Source organism: bacterium (genome assembly GCA_035505375.1).
Classification (GTDB): Bacteria; Hydrothermota; Tepidihabitantia; order Tepidihabitantales; family Tepidihabitantaceae; genus UBA2258.
In genome coordinates, this window is record DATJQV010000075.1 from 132,571 (window position 1) to 152,812 (window position 20,242).

12 protein-coding genes are annotated in these 20,242 nt (G+C 62.3%); 5 read left to right on the forward strand and 7 right to left on the reverse strand.

What is annotated here, in order from left to right:
• Positions 1-308: 308 nt before the first annotated feature.
• A complete protein-coding gene (locus VMH22_12125) occupies positions 309-2,744 on the forward strand; it encodes a FlgD immunoglobulin-like domain containing protein (GenBank protein ID HTW92440.1) in 2,436 nt (811 codons plus the stop codon).
• A 95-nt stretch (positions 2,745-2,839) separates the two neighbouring features.
• Here VMH22_12125 and VMH22_12130 read toward each other — a convergent pair whose 3' ends face one another.
• Together VMH22_12130 and VMH22_12135 are read right to left on the reverse strand one after the other, a co-directional pair.
• A complete protein-coding gene (locus tag VMH22_12130) occupies positions 2,840-3,775 on the reverse strand; it encodes a hypothetical protein (protein ID HTW92441.1) in 936 nt (311 codons plus the stop codon).
• 367 nt (positions 3,776-4,142) lie between these two features.
• Positions 4,143-5,546 carry a hypothetical protein gene (locus tag VMH22_12135; GenBank protein ID HTW92442.1) on the reverse strand — a complete coding sequence of 468 codons (1,404 nt, stop codon included), beginning with the start codon at positions 5,544-5,546 and terminating at the stop codon, positions 4,143-4,145.
• A gap of 594 nt (positions 5,547-6,140) precedes the next feature.
• Here VMH22_12135 and VMH22_12140 point away from each other — a divergent pair.
• Positions 6,141-6,944: a hypothetical protein gene (locus VMH22_12140; GenBank protein HTW92443.1), complete on the forward strand. Its 804-nt coding sequence runs from the start codon at positions 6,141-6,143 to the stop codon at positions 6,942-6,944.
• A gap of 174 nt (positions 6,945-7,118) precedes the next feature.
• Here the strand turns inward: VMH22_12140 and VMH22_12145 are convergent, their stop codons facing one another.
• Entirely contained in the window at positions 7,119-9,638 is a 2,520-nt protein-coding gene (locus VMH22_12145; protein ID HTW92444.1) for a FlgD immunoglobulin-like domain containing protein, read from the reverse strand.
• A gap of 840 nt (positions 9,639-10,478) precedes the next feature.
• Between VMH22_12145 and VMH22_12150 the strand changes: the two genes are divergently transcribed.
• Both VMH22_12150 and VMH22_12155 read left to right on the forward strand, forming a co-directional pair.
• Entirely contained in the window at positions 10,479-11,213 is a 735-nt protein-coding gene (locus tag VMH22_12150; GenBank protein ID HTW92445.1) for a 4Fe-4S binding protein, read from the forward strand.
• 406 nt (positions 11,214-11,619) lie between these two features.
• Positions 11,620-13,239 (forward strand): Omp28-related outer membrane protein, encoded by a 1,620-nt coding sequence (locus tag VMH22_12155; protein ID HTW92446.1) that lies wholly within the window; start codon positions 11,620-11,622, stop codon positions 13,237-13,239.
• Between the two features lie 68 nt (positions 13,240-13,307).
• Here the strand turns inward: VMH22_12155 and VMH22_12160 are convergent, their stop codons facing one another.
• From VMH22_12160 to VMH22_12175, 4 genes are all read right to left on the reverse strand, one after another.
• Complete coding sequence (locus tag VMH22_12160) at positions 13,308-13,880, reverse strand: hypothetical protein (GenBank protein HTW92447.1); 573 nt, start codon at positions 13,878-13,880, stop codon at positions 13,308-13,310.
• Positions 13,881-13,950: 70 nt separating this feature from the next.
• Positions 13,951-15,801: a YgiQ family radical SAM protein gene (locus VMH22_12165; protein HTW92448.1), complete on the reverse strand. Its 1,851-nt coding sequence runs from the start codon at positions 15,799-15,801 to the stop codon at positions 13,951-13,953.
• Entirely contained in the window at positions 15,801-16,412 is a 612-nt protein-coding gene (locus VMH22_12170) for a hypothetical protein (GenBank protein ID HTW92449.1), read from the reverse strand. Before VMH22_12170 ends, VMH22_12165 begins: the two co-directional genes overlap by 1 nt.
• Positions 16,413-16,455: 43 nt before the next feature.
• Complete coding sequence (locus VMH22_12175; GenBank protein HTW92450.1) at positions 16,456-17,940, reverse strand: hypothetical protein; 1,485 nt, start codon at positions 17,938-17,940, stop codon at positions 16,456-16,458.
• A gap of 395 nt (positions 17,941-18,335) precedes the next feature.
• Here VMH22_12175 and VMH22_12180 point away from each other — a divergent pair, with 395 nt between their 5' ends.
• Positions 18,336-19,988: a sigma 54-interacting transcriptional regulator gene (locus tag VMH22_12180; GenBank protein HTW92451.1), complete on the forward strand. Its 1,653-nt coding sequence runs from the start codon at positions 18,336-18,338 to the stop codon at positions 19,986-19,988.
• Positions 19,989-20,242 lie beyond the last annotated feature (254 nt).

The window sequence follows — 20,242 nt, forward strand, 5'->3', positions numbered from 1 at the left end:
AGGTCGGGGCGGCCTCCGGGCCGCCCCTGACCGTCATGGCGGCGTTGATAAGAAGGGAGCGGTACTCGGTCCACGGTGTACGGTTCACGGACAGCGGCTTGAGCTTGTGCTTGAGCTGCGACGCAGTCGCTATGGCGGGGCTGGCTTTGCTTGACAGCGTATGGAGGCGCGTGTTTAATGAGGCGGTCTCGCGCGAGCGCGGTGGTCGGAATTGTCTGTCACCGGCCCGCAGCCGACATCCGGCCGCAACGGGAGGCCGACCGGACGCCGCGAGATGAGTTCCGCCCCCAGTCCAGCAGGGAGGATGTATGCGCAGAATGCCCGTGTTTCTTGTCTCGGTGCTCGCCTTGACTCCGCTCGCGACCGGCCTGATCGCAAAGCCGGTTTTAAGCACAGCCATTCAGTCTGCTCCGAGGCCCGCAGGGCAGGCGGTGGTCGTAGAACCAGCGCGTACTGTTGTTCAATGGGACAGGTTCTACGACCGACATGGGAACCCGCTGCCGGAAGGGTCACAGGAAGACGTCGGCACCGACTCGCTCTACTTCAAGCAGTACAACGTGACCGATATCCTCTACGGGTGCCCCAAGTCACAGGCCCCGAATCCGACTCCGGCCGACTGCCGGCCGGCGTTTGCGTGGCAGAATAGCCAAACGGTGGCCTGTATGGACACGGCGGGCGTCTATGCCTACGAGGTCTACAACACCAACCTGCGGCGGACCAAAACGGATGACGGGACGTACACCGATTACACAATCGCCAACGGATACTGGAACTGCGCGACCGACGGTGACAACCTTTACGTCCCGGTCAGCAACGTCGTGTATAAGTACACGTTCACCGGGACCCTGGTTGATTCCACGGCCCTCGACATTACTCCGGCGTACTACGAATTCTCGGTAGCAAACGACACTGTCTGGTGCGGGACCGGTTCCGACACGATCCTCAAAGGTTACGCCTGCTCGAAGTTCACCGGCGGTTCGCTAACGCCGGACGCCACGTGGGACGTGGGCGCCGGCACCGCATCCCCGGCCCAAGTCGCCTGGGACGGCCAGTACTACTACGTTTCCTGGGCGGGGTACGCCTCCAACACCTTCAAGCGGTTCAACCCTGACCGAACCCTCTCGGCCAGCGGGACGATAAGCATCGACACGCGCGGCGTGATGTGCAGGAAGAGCGGTTACACGGTCATGATTTGCTTCGCCGACCCGTACTTCTACGATGTTGACAGTCTGGGGCAGATGCTGGCGGACTCATCCGGCGGGAAGTTCACAGCGGTTGACACATACAACATCGCCACGCATGCCACTTTCCCGGCCACGGACTGGTACAACAGCGGCTGTCGGGCGATACTGGCGTTCACAAACTACTCTCCCGCGGATTCGGCCGCGTTCGGCGACAGCCTCGCCCGGTTCATTCAACTGGGCGGCGGCGTTGTGGAAGCACCGTTCGCATCCGACCATGGATCTGAGATCACGGGAGCATGGCGCTCGACGTATGCGCCCTTCACTCTTCAGAACGACGTCCTGGCTCCCGGCACGATGGGCACCATCCACCAGCCGCTCCACCCGATAATGTCGGACGTGACGGCCCTCTATTTGAGCGACTGGCGCGCGGGCAACACTCCCGGTACGCTGCGCAGCGCTAACTGCGTGAGCCTGGCCGAATACACCGATAGTTTCTGCGTCGCCGCTTGCTTCGACAGCGCGGGCCAGCGTGCCGCCTCCCTGGGTTTCTATCCACTGGACTACTGGCGTTCAACTGCCACCGGGCAGTGGTGCCGGCTATTGGTGAACGCGCTCAACTGGACCGCGGTCGGGCCCAGCGTGGGTGTGACCGCACCGAATGGCGGCGAGAGTTGGGATGCCGGCACGATCCACAACATCACCTGGACCCAGACGGCCAATGGGGTCAGCGATTCAATCTACTACTCGACCGACGGCGGTGCGAGCTGGACCGGCGTGACCTGGTTCGCCACTCCTCCGGCCCCGCTCCAATACGCCTGGACCGTTCCGTTCACGCCGACCACGCAGGCCCGGGTCAAGGTCGTTACCTGGGATGGCGACGGCGGCAGAGTCGAGGACAAGAGCGACGCCAACTTCACCATCGTGGCGCAGGCCCACGACGTCGGACTACTGAGTATTATCCAGCCGGTAGACACGGTCGACTCGGGCACGGCCGTCGTGCCGACCGCGGTGGTGAAGAACTTCGGCGGTGTCCAGGAGACCTTCCCGGTGCGGTTCAGCATCGGCATGCTCTACACGCATGACACCACGGTGACAATCGCTTCGGGCGTGACCGACACCGTCGCCTTCACGCAGTGGATAGCCGGTCCGGTCGGAGTGTTCGTTGTTCGGTGCTCGACCCGGCTGGACGCCGACACCAGCCATGCCAACGACCGCGCCATGGACACGGTCGTGGTGAAATCGTCCTCCGGCATTGCTCAGGCCGGGAACGGTGCCCTGCCGCTCGTGTTCGCTCTGCACCAGCCGCACCCGAACCCGCTGGCCACGGGCGCTCATATCCGCTACGACTTACCGCGGCCGACACAGGTTGAGCTGCGAATCTACGGCGTGTCGGGTACGCTCGTGCGGCGGCTGGTCGGCGGAGCGCAGACGGCCGGTTACCGGAGCGCGTACTGGAATGGGTGCGATGACCGTGGCCGGATGGTCGCGCCCGGTGTGTACTACTGCCGGTTTGCAGCTAGCGACTTCCGCGCGACACAGAAGCTCGTCGTGCGGAGATAATCAGCAGCCCGTAGTTTGAGGGGCGGGACGTCGGCGTCCCGCCCCTTCTTGGTTCGCGTTGGCGTCAGGTCAGTCGGCCGGACAAACGCACGGCGTCACTCGTCTGCCGGTGTGGAGTCGGTCGGGGTTCTTACGATGTACGGTATTCCCCATGCGGCTGCGACATACGGCTTCGTGGAGTCGCCCCAGAGCGTGCCCCAACCGATGGCGTCGTGGATGCTCGGTCGCACAACCGGTTGGTTGTAAGTCTCGTCGCTCACAAGCCAGGTTCGCTCGAATGTCCATGTGCCGGTTTTCCACATCGGCCGGCGCCAGATATGCGGCACGCCGAGTCGGCCGTGATGGAGGAACACCCAGCTCGAATCACCGTCGCTCTGCACTGTGACGTCGACCGTGACGGTGTCGTGGGGCGCAAACCACGGCAACTGGGACTTGGTGAGCATGGTGTCGGTTGTGGAAAGGTCAAACGTGTCGTGGGAGATGCGGCTGACAGCGTGGATGTTCGTGATGTTCAGGTGATAGGCCGGATTCTGAGTGGCGGTTGCGAGCGGCGACAGCTTCACGATGTGCCACTTGCCGTCGTACTTCTCAAGGTAGACCTTTCGGGTTGCCACGTCGGTAAACGGCTTACGCCAGACATAGATGGGATGGGTGGTCGTGTCGAAACACGTGCGGAGTTCGCCGGTGATGGTCCAGGTAATGGTAGCCAGCGCGGTGCTGTCCGGACCACCGGAGTCGGCGGGTATTTGGACCACCACCTTGCGCTGCACGCCGCTGGCCGGGATGTAACGGCGGAACCGGACAAAGGGTGGTATGAACTGGATGGACGCGGCGGTGCCCGTCATCGAATCGGGCCGCTCGAGCGTCGTGTCATTGGCGCCGTAGTTGACGGCGTGGGGGTCGTCGGTGTAGCCGGACGCGGCAAGCAGGCTGGTTATCGTCGCGCTCTCGTCGCCATTCGACTTGGCGCAGCCGACAAGGACGACCGCCGCAAGCGCGACCGCGACTGCGTACAGAGCTGCTCTCTTCACGTATACCTCCCTGTGTTGTTATGGGCCAATCCGCCTTTTGCGGAAGGCTGAAGACATACGACGGACTTCATTTGAAGACCTTAGACACAGTATTCCCCAGTATCCCTTCGCCTGTCTCTCCCGGGCGACAAGCTCTGCGACGTCGCGCGGCTCCGGGCCCTGTCCGAAATCCTCATGAGCGACACCTTGCCTGCTCGGTCAAGCCCACCGTCCTGCCTTCCCGCGTCGCGGCTGTAAGACATGGGCCGCAAGCCGTCGGCTGTCAGCATCGGCTCGACCAGACCTACCATCTTCTCATGCCGCGCCGGATTCCCCGTCCTTTGTCTCCGGGGCCGCGCGATCGGCGGCAGCCTCGATGATGCGTTCTCTATCTCGCCTTCACAACGCGCAGGGAACCACCACGTTCATCGCCCGACCTGATGAAGTACACCGCCGGCAAAAGTCCTTCGCCGATTCGATTGCCCCGGTACGCTCCAACCATCTTTCCGGAAGCGTCGTAGACCTCGAACCGGTCGCCGTCGTGTCCGGGAATTCTGGTAGAAGAGACGAACGGGTTTGGCACGGCCACGATTCTGGTCGCGCCTCTCATCTCTCGGCTCACGGCTGGCTCAGCCACGCCCGCATGTCCGTTCGCATCCGTCTTGATGAGCCAGACATCACACCAGTCGGTCTCAGATGACGTGGTCCCTGCGACGATGTAGCCGCCGTCCGAGGTTTGCCGGACAGAGGTGCTCCAATCGTCGCCCGTCGTACCCCAGGTTCTGGTCCAGAGGGTGTCCCCGAGGCTATCCGTTTTGACGAGGTAGACATCCTCGACGCCCGCCCCGAAGGAGCTTGTGTACCCTGTGACGATGTAGCCGCGGTCCGAGGTCTGCTGGACACAGTAACCCCCATCCGAGGAACTCCCTCCATAGGTCCTGGTCCAGGCGGTATCCCCCGAAGCTCTGGTCTTGACGAGATAGACGTCATCTCTGCCTGCTCCATAGGAGTTAGTGGATCCCGCGACGACATAGCCTCCGTCCGAAGTCTGCTGGACTGAGTAGACATACTCAACGCTGCTTCCTCCATAAGTCCTGGTCCAGACGGTATCCCCCGAGGCATTCGTCTTGACAAGGTAAGCATCATCCTCACCTGCTCCGAAGGAGGACGTGGACCCCGCGACGATATAGCCTCCGTCCGAGGTCTGCTGGACGGAGTAACCGTAATCATCGCCATTCCCTCCGTATGTCCTGGTCCAGAGAGTATCTCCGAAGCTATCCGTCTTGACAAGGTAGAAGTCATATTCGCGTAGCCCGGCGGCCCAGGTGTATCCCGCGATGATGTAGCCGCGGTCCGACGTCTGCTGGACGGAGTAGCCCTCGTCGTCGCCCGTCCCGCCATAGGTTCTGGTCCAAAGGGTATCCCCGGAGGCATTTGTCTTGATCAGGTAGACATCATTGCTGTCTGCGCCAAAGGAGTTGGTGTATCCCGCGACGATGAAGCCCCCATCCGAGGTCTGCTGAACAGAGTAGCCGAAATCACCGCCCGACCCTCCGTAGGTCCTGGTCCAGAGGGTATCCCCGGTGTCTTTGGTCTTGATCAGGTACACAGCAGTATCGTGTCCACCGGATGAAGTCGTCCATCCCGTTGCGATGTAGCCCCCGTCCGATGTTTGCCGGACGGCCTCGCCGATGTTCGCTTCCGGCCCTCCGTAGGTCTTGGTCCAATTCTGCTGGGCCTGGCCGAACGACGCAAGGAGCAAGACAAGAAGGACAGCACTTACGGTTCTCATCTGAAAACCTTCCTTTCATTTGCGGACGGTTGTGAAGATGCCTTACTCGACACTCTACATGGCCACCACGCGGACTTTAGAATCTTGCCCGGAAACGCAGGCTGTGTCAATTCCTTTCCCGGGATTGTCGCTGCGGAGCGGGGATTTCCTGGCTTGGTGCAGAAAGGAGGGAAGGCACCTTGGCCGGACTGCGGGCTCTCCTGGCTCACCTCGTTCCTTCCACAACTCGGACTTCGTCACCCGAGGTCCGTACAGTCCATGCACCGGTATGTCCAAGGCGCCGTCGGCGGTCATCATCGTCTCGACCTGCCACGTTGGCCCGGATGATTGTACAACGTTGACCTCTGAGGTCCCTGTCGGACGGCGCATCGCCTGCCGGCGCTGGACTCTTTCCTTCCGGGGAACGAATAACGATGTACGATGCAACGATGAACGATACACGCCGCGCCGCGCTCTTGCCAGCAGGCCACGCGCCCGCCCACGTTCCTGTTAGTGCAACACGGGTTTGATGCGTGCTTTCGTGGTTTCAATATCGGTTCTGGGGATGCGATGGAGGGCTTGCCTTGCGCTGCGGCGTGCATACACTCACACACGATGCCGGTGGCCCATGGACTCGCACGCCTGAGCGCGACCATCGCTCTGGCGGCATCGCTCGCGCTCGCCTACTCGGACTACGAAGGCTACTCGGGAGCACCCGGGACGCTCGGGGCGTGCGCGGGCTCCTGCCACGGCACCCTCGACGGCAGCATGACTGTCACCGGATTCCCCGTGCAGTACGTGCCCGGACAAGCCTATACAATCCGGCTGGGACACGACAGTGGCCCGGCGATCTGGAACTTCAATGCCTCGGCCCGAATTGGGACCGGCTCGCAGACCGCGGGCGTGATTTCGGCCGGCCTTTACACCGAAACCTACTCAGTCCCGACCGAATCGAACGGCGTGCACATGCCGACCTACGGCTACGACACGTGCAGCTTCGTCTGGACCGCGCCGTCTCCGGGCGTCGGCGACGTCCGGCTATATGTCGCCGGACATCAGGACCACACCACCGGCCCGAACACCACGCTCGTCCTCTTATCGAACGAGGCTGCCGGGGTCAGGAGTCGGGCCGAGCCGCTACCGGTCGTGCGTTTCCGGGTGGAACCGACCGTCACGTCCGGGCCGGTCTCCTTCCATTTCAGCAGCCCGAAGCCGGGTCCGGTTGTCATCCACGTCACCGATGCAACGGGTCGCATCCTGGCCTCATTCTCGACGGACCGGTGCGCCGCGGGCGAGCAGCTCCTGGTCTGGCCTGCCCTGGACTCAAGGGGAAGGCGGCTGCCGGCAGGATCCTACCTGGTCCGCGCGAGATTCGGCGGCCAATTGCTTGTCAGAAATATCGTGCTCAAAGGTCGCTGAACGCCCTTCGCGGCAGCACCGTCGCCGCACCACAAGCGACAGCTTTAGCGGAATGCCCTCAGCGAGAAGGCGCAGCCGCGTCAATCGCGGACCTTGGGTTCTGGCTGCCTGCACTGCGACGTATCGCTCAACTGGCCGGGCGGAATTGAGTTCTGCCTTGCCGGAACCCGTTCGTTACTGCCCTGACACCACCAGTTTCTTGTGGATGCGGTCGGACTTGTCACCGTGCACATAGTCGAGCACGTACTCGTACGTGCCGGGCGCTACGTGCCGGCCATTGTCATTGGTTCCGTCCCACGGCACGATATGAACTCCGGCTGCCATGTCCTTTGTCGCCTGCACCCGACACACTCGCTCACCTGCTCGCGTGTAAACAGTCAGACTCACTTTGCCATCGTCCGGCAGGCCGATGACAAACGAGGTGCTGGTGCTGAATGGATTCGGGAAGTTGTGGACGGAGAAGCCCGGCACGAGGGTCAGGTTCAAGACGGCTGTGTCAGCTACAAGCGTGTCATTGCCCAGGTGCCCGGCTATCAGGAATGTCCTTTGAGCAAGCGAGGCCGTGTCGCCAATCAAACCAGAGGGCGCCGTCACGTCGAGCGAGAACCAGCATGACTCGCCCGGCGCTACGTAGCCAAGGTCAGGTATTCCGTCACCATCCGTATCGGTCAGGTCGTTCGCACCGGTCGCGTTGCAGAGCCGAACGTCCCAGCCCGCCGGCGCAGATGGCCGTGCCAGCTCCACGATGCCTCCGGCATCCCCCTCCCTTCTGTTCCCTCCCCCTACAAGGGGGAGGGAGAGGGTGAGGGTGTCGCCTTGAACCAGAGCATAGAACCTATACGTCTTCTCTTGTCCGGCCTTGAGCTGGTCAGACTGGTCCGGCCCAACCTGTAACGACTGCGGGAACGTCCGCACCGAGGAGATGACCTTGTCGTTGGCACGATTCATGTCATTCGCCAGCATCGTCGAGCAACTGACCGCCCATTGGCCCGGCGGCGCTATCCATTCTGAGAATGTCAGGTCCATGGTGGAGTCAGGCGAGAGCGCCTGCGTTACAGTCACCGTCTTGCTGTAGCTCGTACCGATGCGAAACTGTACGCCGAAGAGTCGCTCGGCGGTGTTTCCGAAGTTCTTGATTCTCACCTTCGGCATCACGGTGTCGCCGGCTCGCAGTATGCCGGGTGGTGCAAGAATCGCGACCGCCCCGACATCATGCCTCGGCGGGCCTTTCACCTGAATCGAGGTCCTGATGGTATCGTTGGCCGGTATTTGGTCACCCGCCAGCGATGTGAAACACGTCACTGGAAGGGAACCTACAGTACCTGCAGTCCACGCCGGAAACGTTAACGTGTCCTGCGGTACGGAGTTCAGTGTTTCCTGCACTGTCTGGGAGTAGTCCGAGCCAATCGTCATGGTCACCTGCAATACCGACCCCGAAGTCAGGCCGTAGTTGCGGACTACCACGCGCGGTGAATACGAGTTGCCGGAGTCCGCGACTGCGGGCGGGGACAGAAGCGCGGCCGGGCCAACGTCAAGCTCGCCATTGGTCTTGATGAGGTAGAATTCAGCGCCCGCATCGAAAGGCTTGGTATAGCCTGTGACCACGAAGCCGCCGTCAGAAGTCAGCTGGATGGAGTAGCCCTTTTCGTTGCTTCTTCCCCCGCCGTAAGTTCTGGTCCAGAGCGTATCGCCTTGAGCGTCAGTCTTGATGAGATAGACATCAATAGTCCTGGCAGCATAGAAGGTCTGGGTGAAGCCGGCGACGATGTAGCCGCCGTCAGCGGTCTGTCGGGCCGAGTAGCCCATTGCCTGGCCCGAGTCGGCATAGACCCTGGTCCAAAGCGTGTCGCCAAGGGCGTTGGTCTTGATGAGATAGACAGCAGCTGCGCCAAACGAACTCGTCCTCCCGCCTACGATGTAGCCACCATCCGACGTTTGCTGGACCGAGTGGCCCTGTTCGACGCTCCCCCCGCCGTAGGTTCTGGTCCAAAGCGTATCACCTTGAGCGTCAGTTTTGATGAGCCAGACATCATCAGCGCCTGCACCAAACGAATAGGTTCGCGCACAGACGACATAGCCACCGTCGGTAGTCTGCTGGACAGCGTAACCCTCGTCCGCATTCGATCCTCCATAGGTTCTGGTCCAGAGCGTATCGCCTCGAGCATTCGTTTTGATGAGATAGACATCATTATCTCCCGCACCGAACGACTGGGTGACGCCTGCGAGGACATAGCCCCCATCAGTGGTCTGTTGGACCGAGAGGCCCATTTCAGGCCATGGCCCGCCGTAGGTTCTGGTCCAGAGCGTATCGCCCTGAGCGTCGGTCTTCACGAGATAGCAGTCACCACGACCTGCACCGAAGGATTCGGTAAAGCCCGTGATGATGTAGCCGCCGTCATTGGTCTGCTCGACTGAGTAGCCTTCTTCTCTGCCTGTCCCACCGTAGGTTCTGGTCCAAAGTGTATCGCCCTGAGCGTTGGTCTTGATGAGGTAGAAATCCTCATCCCCAGCGCCGAAGGAATTAGTGGTCCCAGCTATGATATACCCGCCCTCCGAAGTCTGTTGGACCGAACTGACAAAGTCAACAATAGCCCCGCCGTAGGTTCTTGCCCAGTTCGTCTGGGCAGAGGCAATTGAAGCGAGGCAGCCAGCGGACAGCAGGACGCTGACCACCAGCAAGACGCCGGTCCTCATAGCGTGATTGTAAGATTCATGGGCGGCCATGTCAAATCGGCGGGTCGGACGGCCAACAGCTAACGGCTCACGTCCGGAGGCTTCGGCGGCAGTTACATCTGATGCAAGTAAAAGGCCAGAAACCAAGAGCCGGCAATAATAGGGACGCTACCCATTTTCGGGACGTCCCGGCGACGTGGCAGGTGATTCCTGACGCGCGGGCGCGCGAATCGCCGATAGTGGCCAACAGGTTACAGCCGACGAGAGGCAGCCATCGGCGGGCGTGAACTCACGTCCGTGCGGATGAGACGAATTCGTATCATTCATCAGGAGCGGGTCCTTGAGGTTATCTGCTTGCGGTCTCAGGCGTTAGGCTTGTAGCTCACGAATCGATTCCCCCGCCCGGGGGATAGTAGACAGGATTCAGTAGACAGTAGACAGGGAGGTTACCTCCACCGCAATTCTGGGATGAACCTCCACCGGAATTCGACGGGTTGGTCTACCGGTTGCTCTCCGGTTAGCTTCCCCGGTTAGTCTACCCGTTGCTCCACCGGTTCCTCTCCGGGTTGGTCGGAGCGTTGCGGCCCGAGTAGCTCCGCGGGTTGCTCTCCGCGTTGGTCCCGGAGTAGCTCAGGCCGTTGCTCGCCGAATTGCTCGGAGAATTGCCTCCGGAGTTCCTCTGTCCGCCGACGCATCGTGAGGCCCGAGAGTCGGGGTCGAACCATCAGGGAGCGCGCCGGACGCATTCAGAATGCAGAATTGCCAACAACTGTGAACGAGCGTGGCGGCTGAAGCCAGGTTCGCGACACACCGTCTGGGCGCGGCTTGACGCAGAGCGGAGAAATCTCTAGTCTTAGCGCCATGAATCGCCGCCAGCGGGTCCGCAGCGGGCTCTTAATCGTCTCTTTCTTTCTGTTCCCGGTGACGTTCTATTATCTGTCGCCGGCTATCTCGACTTTCGGGGCGTTTCAGGGCGTCGTTACGGGCGCGCTCTTGCTCTTCGGCCTGCAGTTCGTCTCCGCGTTCGTGCTGGGCCGGGCGTGGTGCGGCTGGGCATGCCCGAGCGGCGGCATGCAGGAGGCTTGTTTCCGCGCACGCGACCGGCGTGTTGCCGGTGGGCGCTGGAACTGGATGAAGTTCTTCATCTGGGTGCCCTGGCTCGGCAACCTCGTCTTCACCTTTGCCCGCTTCGGCTTGAAGCGCGTGGACCCGTTCTTCATGACCACGCACGGGTTCTCGCTGGGCAGCCTGCCGGGGATTGTCACTTATGTTCCCACCCTGGGCTTTCTGGTCCTGCTGCCTGCACTGGTCATCGGCCGGCGCGCGTTCTGCCACTACGAATGCTGGATGGCGCCGTTCATGATCATCGGTCGCAGTCTCGGTCGTGTCCTTCGCATTCCGACGCTGCACATGAAGGCCGACTCCGCGAAGTGCGCCGGTTGCGGGACGTGCACGCGCGTATGCCCGATGAGCCTCGAAGTCCAGCCGATGGTGGCGCGCGGCAAGATTATCTCGAGCGAGTGCATCAATTGCGGCGTTTGCGCGGACAACTGTCCGAACAAGGCAATCGCCTTCACGTTCGGGCGAGAGAAGTAACAACCGGGGCCCGGACAATTCAGAGTCCAGAGACCAGAATCCAGAATGCAGAATTGGGATGGCGAAGCCGGAGCATCTGTGTTTATCCGTGTTCATCTGTGGTCAATCCTGGTTGTGCTGCCTCGGGTTGACGACCGGAAACGGCCATCTACAATTATCCATGGCTGAGGCGCCGACGCCGAATTCTCCGGCGCAGCCGGCGCGCCATCAGCGACGTTGGTCTTACCGAAACAGAGGAGGCAGAGTGAAGAGTCTGTGTTTGCTTGCGCTGCTGGTCCCGGCGATGGTGCTCGGCACCCAGCGCGTGATGGTGGTCGAGGAGCTGACCCGGGCCGGGGGCTGACCGTACTGTCCAGGCGCGGCCCGTGGGGTCTGCGAACTCGCGTCAGCGGCGTTCGATTCGGTAGTGTGCATCGCCTATCACTCCGGTGATGCGTATGCGAATACGGCGGCGGCGGCCCGGTACTCCTACTATGGCGAAAGCGGCACGCCGTACGTTCACCTGGACGGCGACTCCGAGGTCGTCGGCGGCATTACCAACGGCACGATGTACCCGGTGTACCGGGCGTACTTCGATACGCGCAAGAGCGTACCCAGTCCGCTCGAAATCGACCTGACCTGCACTTACGATTCTGCTTCGCGGCAGGGGAACCTCGGGATAAAGCTGAAGAACACGACCGGCACAGCGGTGACCGGGCAGTTGCAGGTCGCGCTCTGCGAGAGCCACATCCACTACGTCTGGTACGGGCTCGACAGCCTGTACCACGTAGAGCGCAACATGCTTCCCGATGCCAACGGCGAGGCGGTGACAATCCCGGCCAACGACTCGATAACGAAGGCCAGGAATTTCACCATCGACGCGGCGTGGGTGGCGCGGAACTGCAACCTCGTCGTCTTCGTGCAGGACAATTCGACCAAGGCGATGTACCAGGGCGCGAGCATCGGCGTCTACCAGGTGCCGGCGCTGGACTATCGCGGGTATCAGGCCGCGTACGCCGAGCCGGGAGCGAACGTCAACCTCACGGTCGGGCTCGTGAACCGTGGCACGGGACTGGCGGACTCGGTGAGCGCGGTGCTCTCGACAACCGACCCGGATATCAACGTGACCGCGCCGAACGCGCTGTTCGGCTCGATTACGCTCGGAAAGGACGGCTATTCGCTGACGCCGTTCATCATCCATGTCGACAGCTCGCATGCGGACAACAGCCTGGTGACGATGAATCTCGCGGTCTCCGGTGCGAACGGCTACGCGGGCAGCGTGAGTTTCCCGCTGCTGGTCACGACCAACCGCGGGTTCTCGGACGACATGGAGCGTGGAACGAACGGCTGGACCCACTCGGGAACAAGTGACAACTGGCATCAAACCACACATCGGAGCCAGTCGCCGTCGTCGAGCTGGTACTGCGGTGCGGAGGGTTCGTGGCAGTACACCATCGAGAACGACGCGCGGCTGGTGACTCCGTACTTCGTGTCGGGCGATTCGGCCCGGCTTTCGTTCGACCACTGGTATGACGTCGAGCAGGACTACGATTTCTGCATGCCGGAAATCAACAACGGCTCGCAGTTCTGGGTCCCGCTGGCGAGCTACACCGGAACGAGTACGAACTGGCAACACGTGCAGATCCCGCTCGCTGCCTGGTCGGGCCAGACCGTCAGGGTCGGGTTCAGATTCCTGTCCGACGGCGGCGTGAACGGAGAGGGTTGGTACCTCGACAACCTGCTGTTCGAGCCCTACCACGCGGGCGTGACCGAACCGGCACCGGGCGAGCCGGTCCGTAGCGCGAAGCTCGAAGTCCGAAGCCCGGCCCAACGAACGGCGACGGTCAGCTATGCGATTCCGCCCGGAGCTTACGCGCGGCTTGCCGTCTACGACGTGAACGGCAGGCTGCTGTCGGTGATAGCCAACCGGCTCACCGGCTCGGGACGGGCGAATTGGAGTCTGGCCGGAGTTGAAGCCGGTGCGTACTTCATCCGTCTGACAGATGGCAAGTCGAGCAAGGTCGCCAAGGTCGTAGTGGCGAGATAGCGAGCAGAGGTTCTAGACAGTGCAGGGGCGCGATTCCGCGCCCCTGTCGCTTTATGGCCCGGCCGTGGTCAGTCCGTCGTCTCCGCAGGCAGTGCGTTGAGCGAGTCGATGTAAGCCTGAGTCAGGCCGGTCGAGTCGGTGACCATGTACACCGCCCGCTGGACAATCCACATGTTGCTTCCGCTTGAGATGTCTTTGTGCTGGACCAGGCCGACGATTTGCAGCAGGTCGGAGTTGTCGGTCACCGGGCCGATGTCGAAGGTGTCGCCGGCGTCGGGCGACGGCCGGTTCTTGTTACAGCAGAAGACGCCGAGCAGCACGGTGCTCCCGGCAGTGTCGGCGGCGACCGACTGCGGTTTCAGCAGCAGCATATGCTGGGTGTTGTTGACCCGGCGCTTGAGCAGGAGCCCGGCCGGCAGCACATCGGTCGCGGTGCCCGAAGACCGCGACGCGATGGTCATGCCCATCGTGAACGGCCCGTATGGGCTCAGGTCCGGGCTGCCGGTAATCGAGATGACGTTGATATTCGAATTGATGTTGAACTGGGTGCCGGACGGCTGGAACTCGTTCGTCAGCAGTTGGTCACAGGCAAGAAACAGCAGAGCCAGCGCAATCGCGCTGCGGAAAACAAGGTTCTTCATAGCGTCCTTTCGACGGGAGGAATGGGACGAACCGGACATATAGGACTTATAGGACATACAGGGCGGATTGTCAAGCGGAGACGCGGCCCGGGCTTCCCGGACGCAGCAGTGGCTTCAGGGCCTGAAGTCGTCGGAGAAGGTCGTGTCGGCCGAGCTTCTGGAGCGCGCGTTGCGCGTAGATGTAGTTCCCGGGTTCGTGGAGCTGGAGCAGCGCACGCTGGAGCTTCATCTCTTTCGGGTCGCGGGGAACGTACAGCGGCTGGTCGGTGAACGGGTCTTTGCCGGTGTGCCAGGCGGCAGCGGCCGCGGTCATCGGCAGCGGCGTGAACTGCTGGACCTGGCGGATGAAAAGCCGCTCGGTGCGCACGAGGTACTCGGCAAGCTCGATCGCGTCGTCAACCGTCGAGCCCGGGTGGCCGGAGATGAGATAAGGAATCAGGTACTGCTTCTTGCCGAGGCGCCGGTTCGTCTCGGCAAAGCGGCGGCGGAAGGCCAGGTAGGAGGCGTGGGATGGCTTGTGCATGGCGGCAAGCACGCGCGGTGAGACATGCTCGGGCGCGACCCGGAGCTGGCCCGACACGTAGCGGCGGCAGAGCTGTTCGAGATAGCCCAGACCCGGTTGGTCGTCGATGAGGTCGAACCGGAACCCGGTGCCGACCGATGCCTTCTTCACGCCGGGTAGAGTGCGGACGGCTTCGAGCACCGCCAGTTCCTCTTTCGGCGCGAGACGCAGGCGCGGGCAACGCTGGGGCCACGTACACTCGCGGTCCGGGCAGACACGGCCCGACGACATCTTCGCGCAGGTAGCCGCGTACATGTTGGCGGTCGGACCGCCGATGTCGGTGATGTGCCCCTTGAAGCCTTCGAGCCGCGTAATCCGCGCCGCCTCCCTCAGAATGGATTGCCGGCTCCGCCACTGGATGATGCGGCCCTGGTGCGCGGAGAGCGAGCAGAAGGTGCAGGAGCCGAGACAGCCGCGGTGTGAGGTTATCGAGAACCGGACCGTTTCCAGTGCGGGTATCTTCTCCGTGTAGTCGGGATGAGGCATGCGCGTGTAAGGCAAGTCATACACGTGGTCGAGTTCGGCCTGGGACAGTGGCGCGGGCGGCGGGTAGTGTACGACCCAGCGGTCGCCATGCGGCTGCGCGAGCGTGCGACCGGCGGGGTCATCGGCAGCGCGATGCCAGAGACGGAAGGCCTCGTTGAACTTGTCCTTGTCCGCGGCAACCGCTTCGTAGGAGGGTAACGCGACGGCGTCGGCCGGCGGCTCCTTCCGGTTGACGCAACTGCCACGGATGCCGTCGAGCAGCGAGGGGGCGAGGGGCGAAGGACGAGGGGCGGGCGGTTCGGCAGCAAGGCGCTGAGCGACCTCCACTAGGCTCCTTTCCGCCATGCCGTAGAGCAGGATGTCCGCACGCGTGTCCAGCAGCAGCGAGCGACGGACCGAGTCATCCCAGTAGTCGTAGTGGGCCAGCCGGCGCAGGCTGGCCTCGATGCCGCCGATGACCAGTGGGACGTCTTTGTAGACCTCCCGCAGCCGGTTGCAGTAGACCGTCGTCGCGCGGTTGGGCCGCAGGCCCGGTTTGCCTCCGGGTGAGAAGTCGTCGGTTCGCCGGAGCTGGAGGTTCGGGCTGTAGTTGGCAACCAGCGAATCAACGTTGCCGGCCGTGACTCCGAAGAAGAGTCGCGGCCGGCCGAGGGCAGTGAAATCTTCGGGTTCCGACCAGCGTGGCTGGGCGATCACGCCGACCCGGAATCCGGCGTCGAGCAGGACTCGCGCGACTACGGCGCAGCCGAACGATGGGTGGTCAACGTACGCGTCACCGCTGACTACGATGACGTCGCACCAGTCCCAGCCGAGTGCCGCCATCCCTCGCCGGGAGAGCGGCGGCATTACCGCCGCTAGCGCGGCGGGGTCCATTACTGCAGGTTCTGCAGCGCCGTCTTGGTGGAGTCGGCCAGCCCGGGACCTTCGGTGATTTCGGTCAGACCCAGCTGGACCAATTCCTTGTTGTCGTCGCCCGTGATGGTCTTGCCGGCCATCACATCAAGCAGCACCTGAGTTTCCTTGTCATACTCCTTGCCGGCAACGGTGTAGAAGCAGTCAGCACTGGGGACGTCGGCGCTGTCTTCGTTGCACCCGTACGTCGGCAGAATCGCGGTCGACGTTCCACCACCGGTGGCGGTGAACGTGAAAGGCTTGACCAGCATCATGTATTCGAAGGTCGTGGGGTCCGCCGGGGCGAACACGAGTCCGGCCGGCAAGGTGACGCTGACGTCACTACCACTGTTGCTGACGACCAGGTACAGGGGCGTATTCGATTCCTGTGCGTCCGGGTCTTCTTCATACCCGTTGAGAGTGTCAACGGTGACACCGGTCGGCCACGTGAACGTCTGGATATTCGTATTCACGGGCTGGAACGCACCGGGCGTCCAGGCCCGTTCCGGTATTTTCTTGCAGGCACTTCCGGCCAGAACCGCGAAGGCCGCAACCAGAACCAGCAGACTGAGCAGACGAGATGCTTGTTTCATGACTACATGATGGAGGATAAAAGGGCAGAAGTCAACCCGCGCGCTAGAGCAGGGTCAGGCGGCGGGTGAAGCACGAGCGCGGTCCCTTGAACCGTACAAAGAACGTGCCGGCGGGCATCCGCCGGCCGGACGGGAATGTCCGGTTCCAGACCCAGTACTGCGGGCCGGGCTCGAGCCGTCCATCGAACAGGCTGGTTACCAGGCGACCGGCGGCGTCATACACGGCAAGCGTATAGTGGCCCGGTTCGGTCACGGCCGCGCTGAAGTTGACCGGCCCACTTGACGGGTTTGGCCAGGAGGCAGGGCCGGGGGATTGGGAAACCGGCGCCGGGAGTCGGGACGAAGCGAGCCAGGGCGCCGCGAAACGGACGCCCCACGGCCCGGATTCCGTCTGCTGGCTGTAGAACACGCCCGGCAGCCGCATCGGTGCATGCGGCACATATACGAGCCTCGGCGCAAGCCCGGCGAGCGGGAACCGGCTGACCTTGACCGGGCTCAGCCAGCCATCGGGGGCAGAGGAGTTGGCGCAGGTCCAGTAGGCCGCGACCTCGTTCGCGCTTTGACGGCTGCCCGCTGCATAGCAGAGGCTGACGTAGTCGTTTGGTTTGGAGCGGTCGGCGGCGAGGCGGGGCTGCTGTTCTTCGGTGGTCGAGTTACCGAACGGCAGACCGAGGGTCCAGTTTGATCCTCCGTCCGTGCTTGACGAGTACTCGAGGTCGCGCACCGATGTGTCGCGGCGTCCAACGGTGTAGAAGACCCAGACCGCAGCCTTCGATTCCGGCGTGGAGTCGGCCTGCATGACGGTCGGGTCGAAGCACTGCCCGGCAAGGCTGTCGCTCACGACTCGGTAGGTTGACCAGTAACCCGGCATCCCGTAGTGGCGGTTGAAGGAATAGTGTATTTCGCCGCCATTCAGCGCGTAGCGCCAGGCGCAGTGAATCGTCGAGCCGGTCGTGTAGGAGATGCACGGGTCCCAGGCGTTCCACCAGTCGGTTCCAGGCTCCCAGGACAGGCCATAGTCAAGCGAGCGGGTAAACGCTCCGGTCCGGCCGGCGCGGTGTTCGTTCACGTAAAGGCAGTAGAGGTAGTAGTGGGCGTCGCGGTCGATGGCGACGGAGAAGTCGTCGATCGTGTCCGGGCCCACCGCGACGGGCATGAGGCCGGGCTGGCTCGAGTCGTAAGGAATCCGCGCCAGCCACAGGTCGCCGCCGTTACCGGATTGAAGCATGAACAGGTAGAAGAACGACGAGTCGCCCTGGCCGGAGACGAGCTGCAGCTGCCGCACCGATGCGTCGGCGTGCATCGCCCAACGGCCGTGCCAGGTTGAGCCGAAGTCTCCTGAATAGTATAAACCAACAGCGCTGTCCTGGTAGGCGATCGCGGCCCAGATACCGCCGGAGGTATCAGCGGTCGCGTCGAAGGCCGTGACGGAACCGCTGTCAATCAGGACTTCGGAGCCCCAGAAGCCGGCCGCGGCGACGGAACCTACCGCAAGCAGTACGAGCACACCTCGGCTCATGCTTCGCACAACGATAATTCAAGCCACGCCGTTACCAAAGTCAAGGCAAGTCTCTCCCGTTGGGCTGGCAACGGAAACCAGCCGGCTGCGGCTGGAGTGCACGTGGTGAGACACCACAGGGCCGATCGGACGTGGCACGAGGGAAACTGCTTACTTCACGCTGCCGTTGCTGAGTTTCAAATCGCCACGCCCTGGAGTGCGCACCACCGGTAGCCGGTCGAGTTTGCGCTGTTGACTTCCGGGGCACTCCGCCGAATCGAACCCGTGATGGCCCACACGGGAAGTTGTGGGTCAACAACGCAGACTGTTGCGAGGTGCCTGAAGAAGCAGGGGGATTGCCCTCAGCCCCTTGACTTGTGAACGACAGCCTCATACACTTAACTGCGTGACTAGACAACAGGTCCATGGCTAAACCGGTCATACTGGTAGTTGACGACCTTCCGTCTAGTTATGATAGTCTGGTCAAGGGTACCGGACAGTACGATGGCGGACGGTTGGCGCGTGAGTTCGACTATGTCCATCTCGACTGCTTCGCCGAAGTCCGCCAGTGGTACAACCGAAACCGGGCGCGTTTTGTCGCGCTGATCGTCCAGGACGTTGACTTCAGTCACACTACAGATGAGCGTAAGCTGGTGGACTACCCAGACATCCTCAAGCCCCTGCAGCGCACACCGGACATCAAAGCCTTGCAGGGTTTTCTGATCTATGGCTACATCCGCCAGAACAACATCGACCGCATTGCGCCGGTCATCTTCGTCTCCAGCCGGACCGGCATTGAGTCGACCAGCGAGTTCTCGGAGTTCATCATCCGGCCCGGGTACGGCCTCTGTTCGTTCGTGCCGGAGAGCGCGGTTGGAGACCAGTACTACCCGAAGCTAGCCGCCTCAATCGACACGCTCGCCATACGGCCGCTTACTGACGAACAACGCAACCACTGGACCACCGAGCATCACATGGTAGTTGGCCGGGCGCGCAAGATGGCTTTCCTTGTCTACGAGATAGAGCGTATCGGCCCGTCCGACGCCACCGTGCTGCTGCTGGGGGCGTCGGGCGTCGGCAAGGAGCTCGTAGCCAATGCCCTGCACCGCTGCAGCTACCGCCACGTCGAAGGTGACCCCGGCCGCGAGTATCCGCTCACCGTCAACATGGCGGCCCTCAGCTCAAACCTGGTCGAGGATGAACTTTTCGGGCACCAGCGGGGCGCATTTACCGGCGCGGTGGGAGAGCGGTCGGGAATCCTGGAGACGGCACAGGGCTCGACGGTTTTTCTTGACGAAATCGGCGATATCGGGCAAGAAACGCAGGTCAAACTCCTCCGGGCGATGGAGTATCACCGCATCAAGCGCGTCGGCAGCTCGCGCGAGCTCAGGATCGACATGCGCATCGTCGCCGCTACCAACCGCAGCGTGCCGGAGCTGCAGGTCCGGTTCAGACCGGACTTCTATGGCCGGCTGGTTCAGCACTGCATTCCTGTGCCATCAATCCGTGAGCGCTGGGAGAATGAGCCGGCCGACTGCGTCGAGGCGGATATCGAAGACATCGCCCACTATGTCATTCAGATCATGAACGCCAATCCTCGGCACAAGCGACAGCTGGGGATCGAACGCACCGCCGTGAAGTTCATCCGCCAGGTCGTTCAGCAGCACGTCGACGGCAGTAATGATTTGCTCGACGGCAACGTCCGTACGCTACGGAACATCATTGAGCGTGCATACGAACGCGCACAGTACGACGGTAGCGCCGAGATAGGTTTCGGCCACGTGATGCCGGCCCTCGGCATGGTCAGGCTCCTCAGCACGCAAACCCCGCGTCCCTCCGGATCCGTCCCGCGACCCCGAGACAGCAGCGCTACCTCGGGCACCGACCGGCCCTCGACATCAGACGCCGGTCCACTCCAAGCCGCCGTCGGCACGCTCGCACTGCATGAGATCGAGGGTCAGGCCATAAGGGAGGCCCTTCAAAGAACTCAGAACAACCAGACCCGCGCCGCCGAGCTGCTTGGTATCCACCGGGACACGCTGCGTCGCAAGATGGCCGAGCACGATCTCGGGGCATGAATCGCTGTCGTATTTTGCTGCAGCAAAATCACGCACAGGGCAATAGTTGTGTTGACAGCTGTGATCGTCCATCAAGATAATGCATTGAAAAGAATTGATTTAAGTCATTGACTCGCATGGGTGCGGCTTGGCATGCCAAGTGCACATAGGATGTCTGCATACTGGGATAGCGGTGGGCCCAGAGAGTCAGACCGAGCCAAGCTGAGGTTCTCTCCAAGGGCAGGAAGCGCTCATACGTCCCCTCCTCACCAGTC